Raw genomic sequence first — 19,432 nt, 5'->3', positions numbered from 1 at the left:
AGGCGGGGCCAACCGGCCCCGAACCCTTATATGGCAATCATTGAGTATCATCCTCCCACTACACCTTGGCTCGATATCTTGTATCAAGATGCCGATTTGGTGGTAATTAATAAACCCAGTGGATTATTGGCTAACCCTGGCCGTGATCCTGCGCATTACGACAGTGCGTGGTCACGGGTTAAAGCCGAATTCCCGGACGCAGAGCTGGTCCATCGTTTAGATATGTCGACCTCTGGCGTCATGGCGTTTGCCGCACACAAAGCTGCTGAACGACACCTTAAAGCGCAATTTCGCGAGCGCGTGCCTACCAAACTGTATTACGCCGAAGTGTGGGGGCACCCTATACACGACGAGGGAAATGTCGATCTGCCCTTGATTTGCGACTGGCCCAATCGCCCCAGACAGAAGGTCTGTTTTGAACACGGCAAGCCCTCGCAAACGCACTACCGCTGTTTGCATCAGCATGCACAGACAAGCTTAATGGCATTGTATCCTCTCACCGGCCGCTCTCATCAGCTCCGTGTGCATATGCAGGCCCTTGGGCATGGGATTGTCGGCGATGAGTTTTATGCGCTGCCAGAAGCCTTTGAGTATGCCTCTCGCCTTCATTTGCATGCCGCAGAATTAAGCATTTTGCATCCTGTCACTGAAACGCCGATGCACTTTCAAGCGCCCTGCGCATTTTATCCGCAGATGCCGGATAATCGACTAGCAAGTGAGTATCAGCTTGCGCCTGCTAACCTCACAGGCTGACCATTAAGGTTTGCAGAAAAACTACTAATCTCACATTCTAGGGCCATGCATTGAGACACGGAGATCAACATGGCTCATCACCCCCCCATCAAGGTGGTTTTTCTCGATAGAGACACCATTCCTGCACACATTACACTGCCAACGCTTCGTCACCCCCATCAATGGCAGTCCTACCCTGCCACCGCTCCCGGTGACGTGATCGATCGCCTGCAACATGCCGATGTGGCAATCACCAATAAAGTCGTGATCAATGAAGCAATACTGACTGCACTTCCCAAGCTAAAACTGATCGCGGTCGCGGCAACCGGGGTCAACAATGTCGATTTAGCGGCTTGTCAGGCACACGGCGTACAAGTCTGCAACGTACAAGGGTATGCCACCCAATCCGTGCCCGAGCATGTCATGGCTCTGATTTACGCCTTAAAACGTCAGCTGATGGGTTATCATGCCGATGTGCGTCAAGGTGAATGGCAAAAACGGGGCCAGTTTTGCTTTTTTACTCACCCGATAGGCAGTGTTGCTGGCAGTACCTTGGGGATTATTGGCAAAGGCGCACTAGGAGAAGCGGTCGGACAATTGGCCCAGGCCGTAGGCATGAAAGTCATGTTTGCCGAGCATCAAGGGGCGAGCCATTGCCGGCCAGGCTATCAGCCCTTTGAACAAGTGATTCAACAGGCTGATGTGCTGTCGCTGCATTGTCCGTTAACCGACAAAACCCGACACTTGATTAATCAAGACGTGTTGGCCAAGATGCCACAGCATGCCATTTTGATTAATACTGGGCGCGGCGATCTCGTGGATGAACAGGCCCTGTTATGCGCGTTGAAACGCGGCCAAATTGGTGGTGCTGGCTTGGATGTGCTCAGTCAAGAGCCCGCCCCCGACGCACATCCGTTAGTTGCAGCATCATTACCCAACCTTATTGYCACCCCGCATATTGCTTGGGGCGCTGACGAAGCCGTCCACACTCTGGCACAACAGCTGATCGCCAACATTGATGGGTTCTTTCGTGGTGCACCACAACACACGCTGATTGATGCGCTTGATTGATGATCGCGACGATTAATCAACCTAACGAGCCCGCTATATATCGCGGGCTTTTTTCACTACGTTGTACGCTTTTTGGATTTCTTGCGCTTTTTCTTTCGCCATTTCCATCATTTCTGGCGGTAAACCTTTCGCCATCAATTTATCGGGGTGATGCTCATTCATCAGTTTCCGATACGCTTTTTTCACCTCCTGAGAGGAAGCAGAAGCGTCAACACCTAATACATCATAGGCATCGTCGATTTCATTCTGCTGCGGCGGCGCACCGGGGCCATCGGATTGATGCTGCCAGCCGCCTTGATAGCCTTGGCTAAAGCGAAACGCGGCTTCTTGCATTCGCAGGCGCTGTTCCAGTTGCTGTGGCGAAAAGCCCAACTTTTCGGCAATCGCATACAAAAGTTCACGCTCTTTGGGATGGATCTCACCATCGGCAAACGCAGCTTGTATTTGCATTTCCAAAAAGACACGCGATAAATCACGTTGCCCCTGGCTTAAGGCACGAATACCGTTGAGGGTTTCATCCAGCGGAAAGTCACTGTCTTTTCCCTCGCGAAACGCCTGCTGGGCCAATTGCCTGGCTTCACCTTGCAACTGCATACGATCCATCAATAAGCTGGCGAGCTGAATTTCTTGTTGCGTCACCTGCCCTTTAGCTTTCGCCATATGTCCCATCACGGCAAAGGTGCCATGGAAAAAAACACGTTGTGCTTGTGGCCCTTGGCCACCCAAACCGCCGAAACGCGCGCGCTGTTTCGCTTTATCAAACTGATGACCTAAGAAAAGGCCAAGAAGAAAACCGATTGGGCCTCCCAACAATGTGCCGAGAATTGCCCCAATTACCTTGCCATTTAGTCGCATGCCATGGTCTCATTGCTAGTTTCACACCCTGCACATTTAGAGGTGATGCCGGGCGCAAATTGATTTATGATAATCGCATTTTGCAGCCAAAGCATACTGATGCGTTGCCTTCGTGTACACCACGCAATCAGATAAAACAGGAATGTCTTCTTCAATGTCATCGACTGCACGTAGCTTTTTAGCCACCATGATCAGCTTGGCGCTCTACGGCCCAGCCCTTGTGTTTGCCAACACAGACCCAGCGACTCAGCCTTGCTCTGACAAGGAGGCCCAGTGCGTTCCGGCCAGCGAGCAGACACAGGATGTGAATAACGCCCCCATTCGTGTGGTCGCAGATCGTGCTGAGGCGCAGACCAACGACAAAGCCATCTATAGTGGCAATGTCGAAGTCACGCAAGGCCACCGAAAGATGACGGCCGATACCGCAACCTTACGCGATCCAGAGCGGATCGTTACTGCACAAGGGGATGTGGTATTCAATGATGGCCAGATGATGGTGACATCAGATTATCTACAAGCTAACCTCGAAAGCGAAGACACCACGCTGAATAACGCCCAGTATAAGATGCTATGTACCCCAGGACGGGGCGAGGCTAAACGGGTGTTTAAAAACGGCACCACCTTCTACGAGCTTGAGGATGGCACCTATACCACGTGTCCAGATGAAGATAAAAGCTGGCGGTTTTCTGCCTCAAAAATTGAGAAAGAAGACAGCAGCTTATTTGCTGATCTTTACCACCCTAGATTTGAGGTCATGGACGTCCCGATCTTTTATCTGCCTTATTTGCGTGTACCGGTAGAAGAAGGTCGACTGACAGGCTTTTTGTATCCGTCGCTTTCCTGGAGTGATCGTGATGGCATCGAGATGGAAACGCCGTTTTATTGGAATATCCATCCGCAACTGGATGCCATACTCACGCCCAAATATATGTCTGAGCGAGGCGTTCAATTAAAAACCAACATTCGCTACCTTACACCAATAGGAAGCGGGTCGCTTTACTCTGAATACCTGCCTGACGATCAACTCAACCCCGAGCTCGATTCACGTTGGGGGTTCAACTGGCAACATAGCGGTATACAAGGTCACTGGCACTACGAAGCAGATTACAGCAAAGTCAGTGATATCGCTTACTTTCAGAGCCTAGACTCTAATGTGGGCAAACGAGAAGACAACACGCTACTCCAAACGGGCGAGATCAGTTATCGCGGTTTAGATTGGAGCAGTACAGTTCGTGTTCGCGACTTCCAAACGCTAACAGAAGGCATCAGTGTCTATCGCTTGATGCCACAAGTGGATCTTAACTACTACGCGCCACAAGTCACGGATTGGCTCGATATTAGTGTGCCTGCGCAATTTAGTGTATTTGCTAACGATGATCCTAATAAACCCGAAGCCACCCGGACACATTTAGCCCCGACCCTAACGCTGCCATATACCCGCCCCTGGTTTAATGCCACGGCGGAAGCCAGCATGCTGTATACGCACTATGATCAGCGCTTTGATAGCGCCATCCAGGATCCAGAATCTAATGCGGAGCTAAGTCATTCAGTCGATCGAAAAATCCCCACTCTGCGCCTGCACTCTGGCGTTGTCCTAGAGCGTAACTTCTGGGCCATGGGCGGTCATTTCAGCCAAACTATCGAGCCGCAAGTCCAATATTTGTATATTAAAGATGTGGATCAAGACGGTATCTATAATCCGGTCAACTTTAGTGGCGGCGGTTATGATACCGCACGCTTGCAAACCGACTACTACGGTCTATTTCGCGGTAATCAATTCAGTAGCATTGATTACATTAATCCGGCAAACCAACTCACCTACGGTGCGACGACCCGCTTTTACGATGGCGGATATAAAGAGCGTCTGAATTTGTCCTTTGGGCAAATTTACTACTTTGACCAACCGTCTAACCAAGATGCAGAAACCTTTGATTATTCGTCCTGGGCGTTAGAAGGGGAAGCCAACATTGATGACAACTTATTTGTCCGCGCATCGATGCAATATGACAGCAACTTACGCGAAATGCAGTTTGGTAACGCGATTGCTGAATATCACCGCGGCCAGTTTTATGCGCAAACCAGTTATCGCTACATCGCACAAGAATATATTATCTCGACGCTGCCAAACACAGACATCAGCCGGCTCACCGATGATGGCCTCTCACAAGCTGGCGTCGTCACCGGGTTTCCTCTCGGCGGCGGGCTAAGTTTTACAGGCCAATACTGGCGCGACCTGACCCAAGATGTCATGTTGGAAAACCAAGTTAGCCTCACCTATCGCTCAGACTGTTGGGTCGTCGGGTTAAGTTACAACGAGTACTTAATGTCGCGCGCTGATATTAACGCCGATCCGGTTTACGACAACAATGTTACCTTGTCATTCAGCTTACTCGGATTGGGAGCTGACAGTGGCTTTAACTTTAACACTGACTCAGGCAACGCTCTGGGTTATCGTGATCCCTTTGCATTAAAGAACTAACACGCCTTATTGTGGTCTGGACTGTTGAACCTATGAAAAAAAGTGGACAAAGCATGAACAAATGGAGTCACGCCCTCATCACTGGCGTTTTAGTGTTGCTGACCCCCTTAACCCAAGCAGCACCTCAAGAGCTAGATCGGGTCATTGCCGTTGTGAATGATGGTGTGGTGCTGAACAGTGAAATGACGGCCATGCGCCAAACGGTCACCCGTAATGCGGCCAACGGAGATCGTGAATTACCGCCTCAAGACGTTCTTGAAGAGCAGATGCGCGAGCGACTCATTGTTGAAGAACTACAGCTACAAGAAGCAAAGCGGCTAGGCATCCAAATTGACGACAGCCAGTTACAACAAGCGATCAAAAATATTGCTAAAGAGCAATCGGTCAGTGTGAATGCTCTGCGCGACAAAATGGCAGAGCAAGGGATCGCATGGGATCAATATCGCGAGCAAGTTCGCCGAGAGCTCACGATTTCAGAAGCGCGCAATGCACAGGTACGCCGCCGTATTAGCATTTTGCCGCAAGAAGTTGAGACATTAGCCAGTCAGCTTAACGAACAGCAGATGCAAAAAGTGCGTTATAAGCTCTCTCACATCCAACTCAAATTGGATGATGATGCGGACAAAGCTGAACGTGAAACGGTGAAAAAGCAAGCGTATCGCTTAGTCGATACATTACGTCATGGCGGCAACGTGGCGGAGCTGGCGATGGAATATTCTAAGGGACCCAAAGCACTTGATGGCGGTGATTGGGGCTGGTTGCGCCTAGAAGAAATGCCAACGATTTTCGCCGACCAAATCACCAACCAAGGGAAAGACGCTATTATCGGGCCATTTCGCAGTGGTGTGGGTTTTCATATTTTGAAAATCGATGATGTGCAAGGTTTGGAAACGGTCGCCGTTACCGAAGTCAAAGCCCGCCATATTTTGATCAAACCCTCGATCGTACTCAGTGATAAAGGGGCGAAAAAAGAGCTCAATCAGCTGATTACACAAATCGAGCGTGGCGAACAAACCTTTGCCGACCTCGCCAAACAATACAGTGATGACCCGGGCTCTGCCGTTAACGGGGGAGACTTAGGCTGGTCAACCACAGAAGCTTATGTGCCCGCGTTTAAAGCCAAAGTCGATAGTTTGCCAAAAGGTCAAATTAGTGAGCCTTTTAAAACCGTACATGGCTGGCATGTGGTTGAAGTGACCGATCGTCGCGATGTCGATAAAACCGATGCGGCAGTTAAAAACCGTGCTTACCGTATGCTGTTTAACCGCAAATTTAATGAAGAAGCGCAAGCCTGGCTGCAAGAGCTGCGCGCGGGTGCCTATGTTGAGGTGATCAATGATGACAGCTGAGCGTATCGCGATCACCCCTGGCGAGCCGGCGGGCATTGGTCCGGATTTGGTCTTAGCAATGGCCCTGCTCTCTTGGCCACATCAGCTGGTAGCTATCGCCAATAAACAGATGCTGGCAGCGCGAGCTAAGGCGCTCAATCTCGCCGTGAGTTTGCGGGACTATGACCCATCAGCACGGCCTCGCCCTCATCAAGCAGGGGAGCTGGTCGTTGCAGATATCCCGATGGGCGCAGATGTTGTGCCAGGCCAGTTAGATGAGGCCAATGGTCGCTATGTGCTCGACACGCTGACTCGTGCGGCAGAAGGCAATATGACCGGCGAATTTGCAGCGGTTGTCACCGGGCCTGTCCATAAAGGGATCATTAATCGCGCCGGCGTTTCCTTCAGCGGTCATACTGAGTTTTTTGCCCAATACGCCAACGTCAACCAAGTGGTGATGATGCTGGCCACCGAAGGCTTACGTGTCGCGCTGGTGACGACGCACATCCCACTCGCCTATGTGGCTAAAGCCATTACTCGTGAGCGCTTGCATGACGTCATTGCGATTTTGCATCAAGACTTACAACAAAAATTCGCCATTAAGCAACCGCGCATTTATATCTGCGGTCTCAATCCGCACGCGGGAGAGGACGGCTGCTTGGGTCGGGAAGAAATCGACATCATTGAGCCAGCGCTTGATGAGTTACGCCAACAAGGCATGGATATTATTGGCCCACTGCCCGCCGACACCCTTTTTCAGGATAAATATTTGCAAGACGCCGACGCTGTCTTAGCGATGTATCACGACCAGGGCTTACCTGTGTTAAAATTCAAAGGATTTGGACGCTCGGTGAATATCACCTTGGGCCTCCCATTTGTCAGAACATCAGTAGATCATGGTACCGCATTGGATTTAGCGGGTACCGGTACGGCGGATACAGGAAGCCTGCGGACGGCCATCTCCCACGCCATTGAATTAGTAGATAGCAAAGCATGAGCGATAAAGTCCATCAAGGCCACCGTGCCAGAAAACGTTTCGGACAAAACTTCCTAAACGATCCGTATGTCATCGACGGTATTGTCTCGGCAATTAATCCTTTATCTGGTGAAAACCTGGTAGAGATTGGCCCGGGTTTAGGCGCATTGACCGAACCGGTGACCGAACAAGTCGATCACCTCAACGTGGTCGAACTCGACCGCGATCTTGCCGCGCGCTTGCGAAGCCATCCATTTATGGGACCAAAGCTGACGGTTCATGAAGCCGATGCCATGGCGTTTGATTTCGCTGAGCTGGCAAAGCAGGGGCCTCTGCGCATTTTCGGTAACTTACCGTACAATGTCTCCACCCCATTGATGTTTCATCTCTTTTCCTTTGCTGACCACGTACAGGATATGCATTTCATGCTACAAAAAGAGGTGGTAAAACGTTTGGCCGCAGGCCCAGGCACTAAAGCCTATGGCCGCCTCACGGTCATGGCACAATACTACTGCAAAGTGGTGCCCGTGCTGGAAGTACCGCCAAGCGCCTTTAAGCCAGCGCCCAAGGTCGATTCTGCGGTCGTTCGCCTCGTCCCACATAAAACCTTACCGCATCCAGTCACTAATTTGTCGTGGTTGGAACGTGTTTGTCGTGAAGGCTTTAATCAACGCCGCAAAACTATCCGGAACGGTTTCAAATCGCTGGTCGATGTTGACACCTTAACCGAGCTCGGAATCGATCCCAGTTTACGTCCAGAGAACATGACACTGGCGCAATTCTCTAGCCTCGCAAATTGGTTAGATGCCAATCACTCATCATAAACAGGAGTCTTGACTTGCAAGCCACTGAACCCGCGCAATTCGAGGTCCACGTCGCCACTCAATACGTGGAAGACCAATCGGAACCAGACCATGAACGCTTTGTCTTTTCCTACACGGTCACGATTAAAAATGTAGGAGACGCCCCTGCACAGTTGATGCGAAGAAAGTGGCTGATCACTGACGCTAATGGCAAGGAGTTGGAAATTGAAGGTGAGGGGGTTGTCGGCGAGCAACCTAAGATTGCCGCAGGCGAAAAGTATACCTATACCAGTGGTACCATCATTGAAACGCCTGTTGGGGTGATGCAAGGGTTTTATACCATGCAAAATCAAGATGCGCAGTCTTTTAAGGTCAATATTGCACCTTTCCGTCTCGCGCTCCCCAACATTCTTCACTAACTCCTCCAAGGAGGCATATGGCTACCTATCTTGTCGGGGACATCCACGGCTGCGATAAAGCGCTACATGCTTTATTGGCTGAAGCTGACTTTTCGCCGGCCCGAGATACGCTTTACTCGGTCGGCGATCTCGTCGCACGCGGTCCCGATTCCCTCGCAGTTTTACGGTATTTTTATCAGCTTGGTGCATCCGCAAAGTTGGTATTGGGCAATCATGATCTCCATTTGCTGGCGGTCGCCAATGGGATTAAACCCGCCAAAGCAAAAGATAAAACGCAACCTATCTTTGATGCACCAGACGCAGACAGGCTATTAAACTGGCTGGCTCAACAACCGCTAATACGCGATATACCCGCATCAGACGGCGGGTTTCTGCTGACCCATGCCGGCATCAGTCCGCAATGGGATAAATCGACTGCCGTCGCCTGTGCCCGTGAGGTGGAAGCGATTCTGCGGAGTGAAGACCAAGTTTGGTTATTGGAGAATATGTACCATGACAGCCCTGATCAATGGGATGCTACGCTGACCGGGATAGCACGTTATCGCTATATTATTAATAGCTTCACGCGGATGCGTTTTTGTTCCCCTGACGGGCGTTTGGATATGCGGTGCAAACTCCCCCCAGATCAAGCCTTAGGCAGTGGCTTAGTACCATGGTTCGAGGTACCTAATCGCCAACCGCTTGAGCAAGCAGTAGTCTTTGGTCACTGGGCGGCATTGAATGGCACTATTCAGCCCAAACTTTATGGGCTAGATACCGGCTGTGTCTGGGGAGGAAAGTTGACGCTCCTGCGTTGGGAAGACAAAGCCTGCTTTACCGTTCCCGCCGAATAGACAAAAGGTTAAGCGCGGTCCCAAACCGTAAAGGTAAGAGGGTGCGCATTTTTCTCATCCACAGGATGCGTGCCGACCTCGGTTTTTGACCATCCGGTTCCCCATTCTGGAAAACGGGTATCACCGTCAACGTCTAAATCGATAAAGGTGAGATACAAACGATCAGCTTGAGGTAAAAACGCCTGATAAATAGTACCGCCGCCGATCACCATCACTTCTTCATAGCCAGCCACCACTTCAAGCGCTTGCTCGGGAGAGCGCACCACAGTCACGCCCTCGGGCGCAAAGTCCGCATCACCACTGATCACCACATTGACACGCTTAGGCAGCGGGCGTCCAATCGACTCAAAGGTTTTACGTCCCATCACCACAGGGTGGCCCAGTGTTGTACGCTTAAACCACGCTAAATCAGCGGGCAAGTGCCAAGGCATTCGATTGTCTTTTCCGATCACGCGGTCGTTTGCCATTGCGGCCACTAAACTAATTCGCATTGCGCTCGCCTTCCTCGATTAGATCACTGGTCGGCGACGATAAAACAATAGCCCAGGCATCGCAAGACCAATTGCCAACGCGGAGAGAATAAAGCCAGCGCTGAGTAAGTTTTCAATCAAACTGGCCCATAGCGCCGGGCTGTAACCTTGGTTATTAATCGTCACTAGCGCGATCATGGCCTTAAACGCGTACACCCCTGGAATCATGGGAATAATTGCAGCGACGGTAAAAACCTTCGGGTGAGCCAGGAAGCGCTGAGACCAATACACGCCCAGAAAACCAATCGTGGTCGCACCGGCCAGTGTCGCCCACTCAATTGCCACCCCCGACTCCATCAGAACAAAGCGTAAACCATGCCCAACCGCACCGCCATAAGCACAATACTTAAGCGCTTTCACCGGAACATTAAAGACTAACGCAAACCCCACGGCAGGGATCATCGCAAAGAACATATCTTGCAATAACGCCACGAGTAAGATCATAACCAGCCCCATGCATCTACCAAGTTCATCGCCCCCACAATACCTATTGCCGTGGCAAGGGTCAGTAATGACGCCATGGTCCAACGTGCGATCCCCATATCCACAAATCCTTTCATCATATCCGAGACGGCATTAATAAAGGGATACCCAGGGACCAGCATCAAGACAGATGATGCCATGATCAAAAAAGGCTCATTGCCCCATCCCATGATGGTCCCCGTGCTGGATAGGAGAGTGGTCACCATAGCGGTCACTGCAAAGGTCAAAAAAGGGTTAAAGTGACGATGGGCGATAAGTTGCCGAACCCGCATGCCGGTGGCAGAGGCGACAAAGGTCAGCGCAAACACCACGGCATCGCCGCCAGCTAACCGGCTAAAGGCGGCACATGACAAGCCTATCATCCCAACAACGAGCCAAGGAGGGTAACGGAATGGTTTGATACGGCTTAAGCGTTTGCGTACCGCTAACGCGTCGAGAAAGCCCTTCTCTGCTAAGATCACGGTCCGCTGTATATCTGTTACAACTTTCATGTTAATACCACGATCTGGGCTACGTCTTGCCGTGGTAATACAATGACCATGACTCAAGGTGGTCACCACCAACGAGCTGGCGGATAACGACAGCTCAACACTGTCTAACCCTAACGCACGACCGAGCCGGATACTTACATCACTGACAAGTTTGCTCTCCGCACCATGCTGTAATAGCCGTTGCCCAACTTCAATCACTAAACGTGATATCGCGCGTTGCTCTGGCTCAGTAAGTCGTTTTGTCACCCAAAATCCCTCTTCTCTCTCTGCGACGCCTTCAGTATTGGTGATTGGCTCATGCCAGTCTTTGATGCAAATAAAAGTCTCTTCAATTGTTCGCTAAATCACGGACAAAAAAAAGCCGCTGCAATCGGCAGCGGCGTGAGTCTGATTATGGCTTGTAGATGATCTCGACGTCGTAGTCGTCTTCGTTCCAATCATCCCAGTCATCATCGTTATCGTCGTCTTGCTTGAGCTGTTGTTCGTGATGATCATCCCATTTAAAGGCGACGGTTTCATCTTCAGGCTCAACCTCTGGCTTCGGCGCAGGCAGTGCCTCAATCGACGCCATCAGATCATAAATAAGCGGTTGCACATTCGCTTTATTGATCGCCGAAATCGCATAATGCTTATCGTCCCAAGCGAGCGCATCAAGCACACGCTCAATCTGAGCTTGGGCCTCATCTTCCGGCATCAGATCGACTTTATTGAACACCAACCAACGCGGTTTATCGGCAAGTTTCTCACTGTATTGGTTTAGCTCATCAATAATGGTAAACGCATTATCAACCGGATCGGTACCATCAACGGGTAGCAAATCAATCATGTGTAACAACACACGACAGCGCTCAAGGTGTTTTAAGAAGCGAATCCCTAGCCCTGCGCCGTCTGCCGCGCCTTCAATCAAGCCGGGAATATCAGCCACGACAAAGCTTTTGTCTGCGGCGACACGAACCACCCCAAGGCTTGGCACCAAGGTGGTAAATGGGTAGTCAGCCACTTTCGGTTTGGCAGCCGATACCGCACGAATAAAGGTCGATTTACCCGCATTCGGCAAGCCAAGCATACCAACATCGGCAAGCAGTAATAGCTCCAAACGCAGTGCACGTACTTCACCTTTCGTGCCCATGGTTTTTTGTCGAGGTGCACGATTGACCGAGGACTTAAAGCGTGTATTTCCGAGGCCATGGAAGCCCCCTTTCGCCACCATAACCTGCATACCATGTTCGGTAAGGTCTGCGATCACTTCACCCGTGTCTTCATCGATTGCGCGCGTCCCCACCGGCACGTTCAAGACGCGATCCTCGCCGCGTTTCCCGGTGCAGTTGCCGCCTCGACCATTCTCACCACGTGCCGCGGCATGAAAACGTTCAAATTGATAGTCAATCAGGGTATTCAGGTTTTCGTCGGCAAGCAGGTAAACGTCACCACCATCACCGCCGTCGCCGCCATCTGGGCCCCCTTTAGGCACATACTTTTCACGCCGGAAGCTGACGGTACCATTGCCCCCGTCACCGGCATCGACGCGAATAATCGCTTCATCTACAAACTTCATGCTAACTTCTCCGCACCAGTTATGAATGCCTATGGCGTCTCACAACCAGCCTTATCCCAGATTAGTGAATGGTGATCATATCGATCTTAGGATCATTTTTCAGCGTTGGCCGATTATCTGCGTACCGTGATGAGGCGGTGGCTTGATCGGTGATCCCCAGACACAATAAAAAGCCCCGCCATAAGGCAGGGCTTCAAAAATTCGCGTTGCGTTGAAGCTTATTCAGCTTCGATAGTAACGAATTTACGGTTATGACGACCTTTGGTCTCGAACTTCACTTTGCCGTCTGACAGAGCGAATAGAGTGTGGTCTTTACCGCAACCTACGTTGCTACCTGCGTGGAACTTAGTGCCACGTTGACGCACGATGATGTTACCTGCTAATACAGACTCACCACCGAAGCGCTTAACACCTAGGCGTTTACTTTCTGAATCGCGGCCGTTTTTAGTGGAACCGCCAGCTTTTTTGTGTGCCATCTCTTCTCTCTCCTACTCTTAAGCGCTGATGCCAGTGATTTTGACTTCAGTGAACCACTGACGGTGGCCCATGTGCTTGCGAGAATGTTTACGACGACGGAACTTAACGATATTCACTTTATCGCCGCGACCGTGAGTAACAACTTCTGCTGTTACGGTTGCACCGCTAACAAAAGGCGCGCCAACTTTAACGTCTTCGCCGTTTGCCACTAGCAATACTTTGTCAAGTTCTACACTTGCGCCAGTTTCAACGTCTAGCTTTTCCAAGCGAATAGTCTGGCCTTCGCTTACTCGGTGTTGCTTACCACCACTTTGGAAAACTGCGTACATGTTTTACTCCGCATTTCCGCACGGCCTGCTGCATTTATGAACAACAAGGGGTGCGCATATAATTCATCAATAGGGCGCGAATTCTACGGTAGAAATTAATTAGAGGCAAGAGGGTAACGCAAGAAAATTGGTGAAAAGCTGCTCAGCATTCATTCCCACACATTTTACCGGTGTGATCGCTATCTCGTCATACGTTATCTGGTGTACCATGTCAGTCTTAATACCCGCTCTAGTGCCGATACTGACGAAAGATCCATCACCGTCTGTACGTATTAGCGATCGTGACTCACACCTTACATGGGGTAAGTTGTATATCGTTAGCTCGGCAGGCAAGTAACTAGGACAACGCCCGGATATATACATGGATTTCAAATCAATCCAAGCCTTGATCAGTGATGACATGGCGCAGGTCGACCAAAAAATACTCGCTCAGCTCAATTCTGATGTCGCGCTGATTAATCAGCTTGGTTTTTACATCGTTAACAGCGGTGGCAAGCGTTTACGTCCCATGTTGGCCATTTTGGCCGCGCGTGCATTGGGTTACCAAGGTGATAAACACACCACCGCAGCCGCTTTCATTGAGTTTATCCACACTGCCACTTTGCTTCATGATGATGTGGTCGATGAATCCGACTTACGCCGTGGTAATGCCACCGCCAATGCTTTATTTGGTAATGCGGCAAGCGTCTTGGTGGGGGATTATATTTATACGCGTTCATTTCAGATGATGACCAGCTTACGCTCACTGAGAATTCTTGATTTGATGAGTGAAGCGACCAATGTTATTGCCGAAGGTGAGGTGTTGCAGTTAATGAACTGTAACGATCCCGACACCAGTGAAAGCAGTTACATGCAGGTGATCTATTCAAAAACGGCGCGTTTGTTTGAATCTGCGACACAGATAGGGGCAATTCTCAACCAAGCGGATACTGATACGGAAAAAGCCCTGCAAGATTATGGCCGTTACCTGGGGACTGCGTTCCAGCTGATTGATGATGTCATTGACTACACCAGTAAAGATGATGAGATGGGCAAGCAAACCGGTGATGATCTGGCTGAAGGCAAACCGACGCTGCCTTTGCTTCATGCAATGCAGCACGGCAGTGACGCTGAATCGGCGATGATTCGCGACGCGATCGAAAAAGGGAACGGACGCGACAAGCTCGACGCTATTTTAGCGTGTATGGACGCCTGTGGCTCGCTCGCTTATACCCGTGAACGCGCAGAGCAAGAAGCGGAAAAAGCGGTCCGTGCCCTCGATAGCCTTTCTGATTCGCCCTACAAACAAGCCTTGGTCGCGCTCGCCAAGTTGGCCGTTGATCGCAATACTTAAGTCAGCGCAGAGCTTAGTCAGCGCAGACTTCACCGCAGTGATGCCTCGCTATCACGCTTGTGCCTACATGTAAAAAGCGGCGCCCTAATTGGACGCCGCTTTTTTCGTTCTTGCGGTTTATTTTGCGGCGAACTCTTCACCCATTTGGATATCGTTATGCAGGATGTCTAACATCTTGTCCATCGCTTGCTGTTCAAAGGCGCTCAGCTCACCGATGTCTAAGATTGCCTCGACACCATTTTTACCTAAATGTACAGGCTGCGCGAAAAAGCGTGCGTGTTCACCGCTGCCTTCAACGTACGCACATTCAACCACATTAGCTTCACCTTGCAACGCTCGCACTAAAGACAGGCCAAAACGACATGCCGCCTGTCCCATGGATAGGGTTGCTGAGCCTCCCCCTGCTTTCGCTTCAACCACTTCCGTCCCTGCGTTTTGAATACGTGGCGTCAGTGACTCCACTTCTTCTTGACTGAAGGTAACGCCTTTAACTTGCGATAATAGAGGCAAGATCGTCACACCTGAGTGGCCACCGATCACGGGAATGGAGACGTCACGAGGATCCATTCCTTTCAGCTCGCCGATGAAAGCTTCAGAACGAATCACATCCAGCGTCGTCACACCAAACAGTTTGTTTTTGTCATAGACGCCTTTCGCTTTTAAGACATCCGCAGCAATCGCTACCGTGGTGTTGACTGGATTAGTAATAATACCAACACAAGCCTTTGGACACACATCGGCGATTTTTTCCGCCAATGACTTAACAATACCTGCATTGACATTGAACAAGTCAGAGCGATCCATGCCCGGCTTACGTGCTACCCCTGCAGAGATCAGCACAACATCGGCCCCTTCTAGCGCCGGGGTTGGATCTTCACCGCTAAACCCTTTAATGCTGACGGGGGTCGGAATATGGCTCAAATCGACGGCCACACCGGGCGTCACCGGTGCGATATCATATAACGCCAAGTCGGAACCGGCTGGCAGGTTATTTTTAAGTAGTAGGGCTAAGGCTTGACCAATGCCTCCCGCAGCGCCAATCACAGCAACTTTCATGTCGTTCTCCTTTCGATATTTCTTATTGTCCGGATCCGGTCCGGCTTCTGTTCGGGCACAAATCGCCCATCAATGGTGCGAGCTGTTGCTTCATCATATGCCCGGGTATACCCCCACTCAAGCTTCGGGCAATGATGATCAGCCTAAGCTCTCATTTTTTCGCTCACCCTCGAAACCGGTGTGCGTTCAAGGCTTAGCCGAGACGTAACAACAGTGATATTGTCGCCATTTTAGGCGCGCAATGATTGCTCCTGATTGCATGTATATGCAAAATAGCAACTCGTTTGTCATTACGAGTCTGCCGTCATGCGTAACTCAGAAAAACAAGACCAATTAGTTCGAGCGTTTAAAGCGATCCTCAAAGAAGAAAAATTCAGTTCTCAAGGCGAAATAGTCGAAGCCCTACGTGCTCAAGGATTTGAGGGCATCAATCAATCGAAAGTCTCGCGCATGTTGACCAAATTCGGCGCTGTACGTACCCGTAACGCCAAAATGGAGATGGTCTATTGCTTGCCGATTGAGCTCGGTGTTCCGACCACTGGCAGCGCGTTGCGAGAGCTGGTGATGGAAATCGACTATAACGAGGCCGTGGTCGTGATTCATACCGGTCCAGGTGCCGCCCAATTAATTGCGCGTCTACTCGACTCACTCGGTAAGGCCGAAGGCATTTTAGGCGCTGTCGCCGGGGACGATACGATCTTTATCACCCCCACCCGAGGTACCAGCACAGAAGCGCTATTTGAAGCGATTTGTGACTTGTTCGAATACCATTATTGATTTTTTTATCAGGCAGCGTGACACCGCTGCCTGTCTGCCTTGTCTCATATTTGAAGCGCCCTCCCTAAGACAAAAGCCATAACATCTTTTTAATTTTTCTGTACCGCTCTGTTACTATCTGTTTTCAGTACTATCTATTTTTAGCTGCTAACACACTGTCCACGCTTTCGTTGAGGGTCAATGAAAACGCGCGGAGCAGTGAGCTGCAGACTGGCCAATCACCACACCAGTGAAATAGGCCAAGTAGGCTTTTCTCGGGACACTGCCGCCGCATCAGCGGTGCATATGATAATAAGGACAAACTGCATGACGAAGACACATCAACCGTCTCCTGATGTGCAAGACATGGTGGCGCAAGCAGATACGGGTGCGCGCTCACCACATGGACTATCAGGACGTATTCTTTGGCTGGTACCACTTATCTGGTCCCTTTTTCAGCTTTGGTATGCGTCGCCACTTCCCTTTGCACTCGATTTTGGCGTCCTCAATAATACACAAGCACGCTCACTCCACTTAGCGTTCGCGATGTTTTTGGCCTTCACTGCCTACCCCGCGCGTAAAACATCACCTCGCGACCGTGTACCTTTTCTAGATTGGATTTTTGCCCTTATCGGCAGCCTAGCCGCCGGGTATTTATTCTTATTTTACAATCAACTGGCCGATCGTGCCGGTGCCTATACTGCCTTCGATATTAGTGTTGCCGCGATCGGCATGGTATTGATGCTCGAGGCAACACGACGCGCTTTAGGGCCACCATTAATGGTGGTAGCCGCCGTTTTCTTGCTTTACACCTTTGCTGGCCCCCACATGCCCGATGTCATTGCCCACAAAGGCGCCAGCCTTAATAAGGCGATGTCGCATCTGTGGCTAACCACTGAAGGGGTGTTCGGGGTCGCATTGGGCGTCTCTACCTCATTCGTTTTCCTGTTTGTACTCTTTGGTGCCTTACTCGATCGCGCGGGCGCTGGGGGCTATTTCATCAAAGTGGCGTTCTCTTTACTGGGCCACATGCGCGGCGGTCCCGCGAAAGCCGCAGTGGTCGCCTCGGGCCTGTCCGGGTTAGTCTCAGGCTCCTCGATTGCTAACGTGGTGACCACCGGCACCTTTACCATTCCACTGATGAAGCGGGTTGGTTTCCCAAGCCACAAAGCGGGGGCAGTAGAAGTGGCCGCGTCCACCAACGGTCAGCTTACACCGCCGATAATGGGGGCCGCCGCCTTCTTGATGGTGGAGTACGTAGGGATTTCTTATGTCGAAGTGATCAAAGCTGCCCTGCTCCCGGCGTTGATTTCCTACATTGCGCTGATTTACATCGTTCATTTGGAAGCTTGTAAAGCGGGTATGGAAGGCTTGCCGCGCCGCCACTCTAGTACGGTATTGCAAAAGCTCTTTTCCTTTATGACGGTATTTGTTGGGCTATTAGTGCTCAGCGCAGCAGTCTATTACGGCATTGGCTGGACCAAGGACGTATTTGGCGTCATGGCCACCGTGGTGATCGGCATACTGACCCTAATTGCGTATGTTCTTCTGGTGCGCTATTCCGCCCGCTACAAGTCTGAAGCCGCCGAAGATCCAGCGGCCACGGATTTATCAGAGGTGCCAGAGCCAGGCCCTACCGTTCGCTCCGGGTTGTATTACTTGCTGCCAATTGGCGTGCTGGTTTGGTGTTTGACCGTCGAGCGTTTTTCACCCGGCCTATCGGCGTTCTGGGCAACTATCTTTATGATTTTTATCATAGTGACCCAGCGTCCACTGATCGCCTACTTTAATCAACGCACCAACTTCAAAGAAGAAATTCGAGAAGGGGGCGTTGATCTACTCGAAGCCTTTGTCACTGGCGCGCGCAACATGATTGGCATCGGTGTCGCCACGGCGGCTGCCGGGATCGTTGTCGGCACCGTGACTCTAACCGGCATTGGTTTGGTCATGACTGATTTTGTCGAGCTCATTTCTGGCGGTAATATCTTCTTGATGTTGCTCTTTACGGCAGTGATCAGCTTACTGTTAGGCATGGGGCTACCGACCACGGCAAACTATATTGTGGTTTCTACACTGATGGCCCCTGTCATTGTGACCTTGGGGGCACAACAAGGGCTGATTATTCCGCTTATTGCCGTGCACCTTTTTGTGTTCTACTTCGGTATTCTCGCCGATGACACGCCACCGGTCGGTCTCGCCGCTTTCGCGGCCGCGGCCATTGCTAAATCGGATCCGATTCGTACCGGTGTACAAGGCTTTACCTACGATATTCGTACCGCCATTTTACCTTTCATGTTTATCTTCAACACTCAGTTGTTGTTGCTCGACCTCGACGGTCCTTTCCACCTGATATTGACCATTATTTCCGCGACCATTGCGATGCTGGCTTTCTCTGCCGCAACCCAAGGGTGGTGGATGACCAAAAATAAATGGTGGGAAACCGTATTGCTGTTGCTTATCACCTTCTCTCTATTTCGACCTGGTTTTTGGTGGGATGAAGTCTATCCTCCCACCACCAGCTACCCAGGAACAGAAATTATGCGCGTAGCCGAGCAACTGCCTGACGGAAAACCGCTGCAACTGGTCGTGGAAGGGGAAGACTTCTTTGGCGATCAGATTTCCAAACATGTGGTTTTGTCGGTAGATAGTCGCCTCGAAAGCGGCGATGCACGGGTACGTGATACCGGTTTGATACTGCGCGAAGAAGATAACTCATTACTGGTTGATAGGGTCCAATTTGGAAGCGATGCCGATAAGGCAGGGATCGACTTTGATTGGCAAATTAAAACCGTCACGGTGGATAACATCCGCCCGTGGAAAGAATGGGTTTTTGTGCCGACACTATTACTCTTGGCATTGCTGGGCTGGAATCAACGCCGTCGCATCCGCCAAGCCTAATGACAGGGGGCACGTGCGCGGCGCGTGC

Annotated in this window: 19 protein-coding genes; 11 read left to right on the top strand and 8 right to left on the bottom strand. The window is 50.8% G+C overall.

Translation table 11 applies throughout. The features are described 5' to 3' along the window. Window positions 1-30 precede the first annotated feature (30 nt). Together rluA and BZG77_RS02175 are read left to right on the top strand one after the other, a co-directional pair. Complete coding sequence (gene rluA / locus BZG77_RS02180; protein ID WP_021023361.1) at window positions 31-753, top strand: bifunctional tRNA pseudouridine(32) synthase/23S rRNA pseudouridine(746) synthase RluA; 723 nt, start codon at window positions 31-33, stop codon at window positions 751-753. A 69-nt stretch (window positions 754-822) separates the two neighbouring features. Beyond that, window positions 823-1,803 (top strand): D-2-hydroxyacid dehydrogenase, encoded by a 981-nt coding sequence (locus tag BZG77_RS02175; RefSeq protein WP_077646022.1) that lies wholly within the window; start codon window positions 823-825, stop codon window positions 1,801-1,803. A gap of 33 nt (window positions 1,804-1,836) precedes the next feature. Here BZG77_RS02175 and djlA read toward each other — a convergent pair whose 3' ends face one another. Continuing rightward, a complete protein-coding gene (gene djlA, locus BZG77_RS02170) occupies window positions 1,837-2,658 on the bottom strand; it encodes a co-chaperone DjlA (protein WP_077646021.1) in 822 nt (273 codons plus the stop codon). 154 nt (window positions 2,659-2,812) lie between these two features. On the opposite strand from djlA, the gene lptD reads away from it, so the two are divergent. The 6 genes from lptD to apaH are packed head-to-tail and all read left to right on the top strand — an operon-like array spanning window position 2,813 to window position 9,496. Then, window positions 2,813-5,137, top strand: coding sequence for an LPS assembly protein LptD (gene lptD / locus BZG77_RS02165; RefSeq protein WP_077646020.1), 2,325 nt, complete (start codon window positions 2,813-2,815; stop codon window positions 5,135-5,137). A gap of 53 nt (window positions 5,138-5,190) precedes the next feature. Further along, window positions 5,191-6,486 carry a peptidylprolyl isomerase SurA gene (gene surA / locus BZG77_RS02160; RefSeq protein ID WP_077646063.1) on the top strand — a complete coding sequence of 432 codons (1,296 nt, stop codon included), beginning with the start codon at window positions 5,191-5,193 and terminating at the stop codon, window positions 6,484-6,486. After that, a complete protein-coding gene (pdxA, locus tag BZG77_RS02155; RefSeq protein ID WP_077646019.1) occupies window positions 6,473-7,462 on the top strand; it encodes a 4-hydroxythreonine-4-phosphate dehydrogenase PdxA in 990 nt (329 codons plus the stop codon). The genes surA and pdxA overlap by 14 nt, the downstream gene beginning before the upstream one ends. Continuing rightward, complete coding sequence (rsmA, locus tag BZG77_RS02150) at window positions 7,459-8,265, top strand: 16S rRNA (adenine(1518)-N(6)/adenine(1519)-N(6))-dimethyltransferase RsmA (RefSeq protein WP_077646018.1); 807 nt, start codon at window positions 7,459-7,461, stop codon at window positions 8,263-8,265. Before pdxA ends, rsmA begins: the two co-directional genes overlap by 4 nt. A 14-nt stretch (window positions 8,266-8,279) precedes the next feature. Continuing rightward, window positions 8,280-8,663, top strand: a complete 384-nt coding sequence (gene apaG, locus BZG77_RS02145) for a Co2+/Mg2+ efflux protein ApaG (protein ID WP_077576484.1) — start codon at window positions 8,280-8,282, stop codon at window positions 8,661-8,663. 17 nt (window positions 8,664-8,680) lie between these two features. Beyond that, a complete protein-coding gene (gene apaH / locus BZG77_RS02140; RefSeq protein WP_077646017.1) occupies window positions 8,681-9,496 on the top strand; it encodes a bis(5'-nucleosyl)-tetraphosphatase (symmetrical) ApaH in 816 nt (271 codons plus the stop codon). Window positions 9,497-9,504: 8 nt separating this feature from the next. Here the strand turns inward: apaH and folA are convergent, their stop codons facing one another. From folA to rplU, 6 genes are all read right to left on the bottom strand, one after another. Beyond that, a complete protein-coding gene (gene folA / locus BZG77_RS02135; protein WP_077646016.1) occupies window positions 9,505-9,987 on the bottom strand; it encodes a type 3 dihydrofolate reductase in 483 nt (160 codons plus the stop codon). An 18-nt stretch (window positions 9,988-10,005) separates the two neighbouring features. Beyond that, window positions 10,006-10,470: a threonine/serine exporter family protein gene (locus BZG77_RS02130; RefSeq protein ID WP_077646015.1), complete on the bottom strand. Its 465-nt coding sequence runs from the start codon at window positions 10,468-10,470 to the stop codon at window positions 10,006-10,008. Next, the gene (locus BZG77_RS02125; RefSeq protein WP_077646014.1) at window positions 10,467-11,246 is read right to left on the bottom strand and encodes a threonine/serine ThrE exporter family protein; all 780 of its coding nucleotides are present in this window, start codon (window positions 11,244-11,246) and stop codon (window positions 10,467-10,469) included. The genes BZG77_RS02130 and BZG77_RS02125 overlap by 4 nt, the downstream gene beginning before the upstream one ends. A 145-nt stretch (window positions 11,247-11,391) precedes the next feature. Beyond that, on the bottom strand, window positions 11,392-12,555 hold the full coding sequence (gene cgtA / locus BZG77_RS02120; RefSeq protein ID WP_077459967.1) for an Obg family GTPase CgtA: 1,164 nt from the start codon (window positions 12,553-12,555) through the stop codon (window positions 11,392-11,394). Window positions 12,556-12,773: 218 nt separating this feature from the next. Continuing rightward, window positions 12,774-13,031, bottom strand: coding sequence for a 50S ribosomal protein L27 (gene rpmA / locus BZG77_RS02115; protein ID WP_025675203.1), 258 nt, complete (start codon window positions 13,029-13,031; stop codon window positions 12,774-12,776). 18 nt (window positions 13,032-13,049) lie between these two features. Next, window positions 13,050-13,361 carry a 50S ribosomal protein L21 gene (rplU, locus tag BZG77_RS02110; protein ID WP_021023346.1) on the bottom strand — a complete coding sequence of 104 codons (312 nt, stop codon included), beginning with the start codon at window positions 13,359-13,361 and terminating at the stop codon, window positions 13,050-13,052. A gap of 361 nt (window positions 13,362-13,722) precedes the next feature. Between rplU and ispB the strand changes: the two genes are divergently transcribed. Then, window positions 13,723-14,694 (top strand): octaprenyl diphosphate synthase, encoded by a 972-nt coding sequence (gene ispB / locus BZG77_RS02105; RefSeq protein ID WP_021023345.1) that lies wholly within the window; start codon window positions 13,723-13,725, stop codon window positions 14,692-14,694. Between the two features lie 117 nt (window positions 14,695-14,811). Here ispB and mdh read toward each other — a convergent pair whose 3' ends face one another. Beyond that, window positions 14,812-15,750 (bottom strand): malate dehydrogenase, encoded by a 939-nt coding sequence (gene mdh / locus BZG77_RS02100; protein ID WP_077646013.1) that lies wholly within the window; start codon window positions 15,748-15,750, stop codon window positions 14,812-14,814. Window positions 15,751-16,056: 306 nt separating this feature from the next. On the opposite strand from mdh, the gene argR reads away from it, so the two are divergent. Both argR and BZG77_RS02090 read left to right on the top strand, forming a co-directional pair. Continuing rightward, window positions 16,057-16,527 carry a transcriptional regulator ArgR gene (gene argR, locus BZG77_RS02095; protein WP_077459970.1) on the top strand — a complete coding sequence of 157 codons (471 nt, stop codon included), beginning with the start codon at window positions 16,057-16,059 and terminating at the stop codon, window positions 16,525-16,527. Window positions 16,528-16,833: 306 nt separating this feature from the next. Continuing rightward, window positions 16,834-19,404, top strand: coding sequence for a TRAP transporter permease (locus tag BZG77_RS02090; protein WP_077646012.1), 2,571 nt, complete (start codon window positions 16,834-16,836; stop codon window positions 19,402-19,404). Window positions 19,405-19,432: the final 28 nt, after the last annotated feature.

Origin of the sequence: Salinivibrio sp. IB643 (assembly GCF_001996105.1) — a bacterium.
Taxonomy (GTDB): domain Bacteria; phylum Pseudomonadota; class Gammaproteobacteria; order Enterobacterales; family Vibrionaceae; genus Salinivibrio; species Salinivibrio costicola.
Note: the sequence above shows the minus strand (reverse complement) of the source record. Positions and strands in the feature narration are given on the sequence as shown.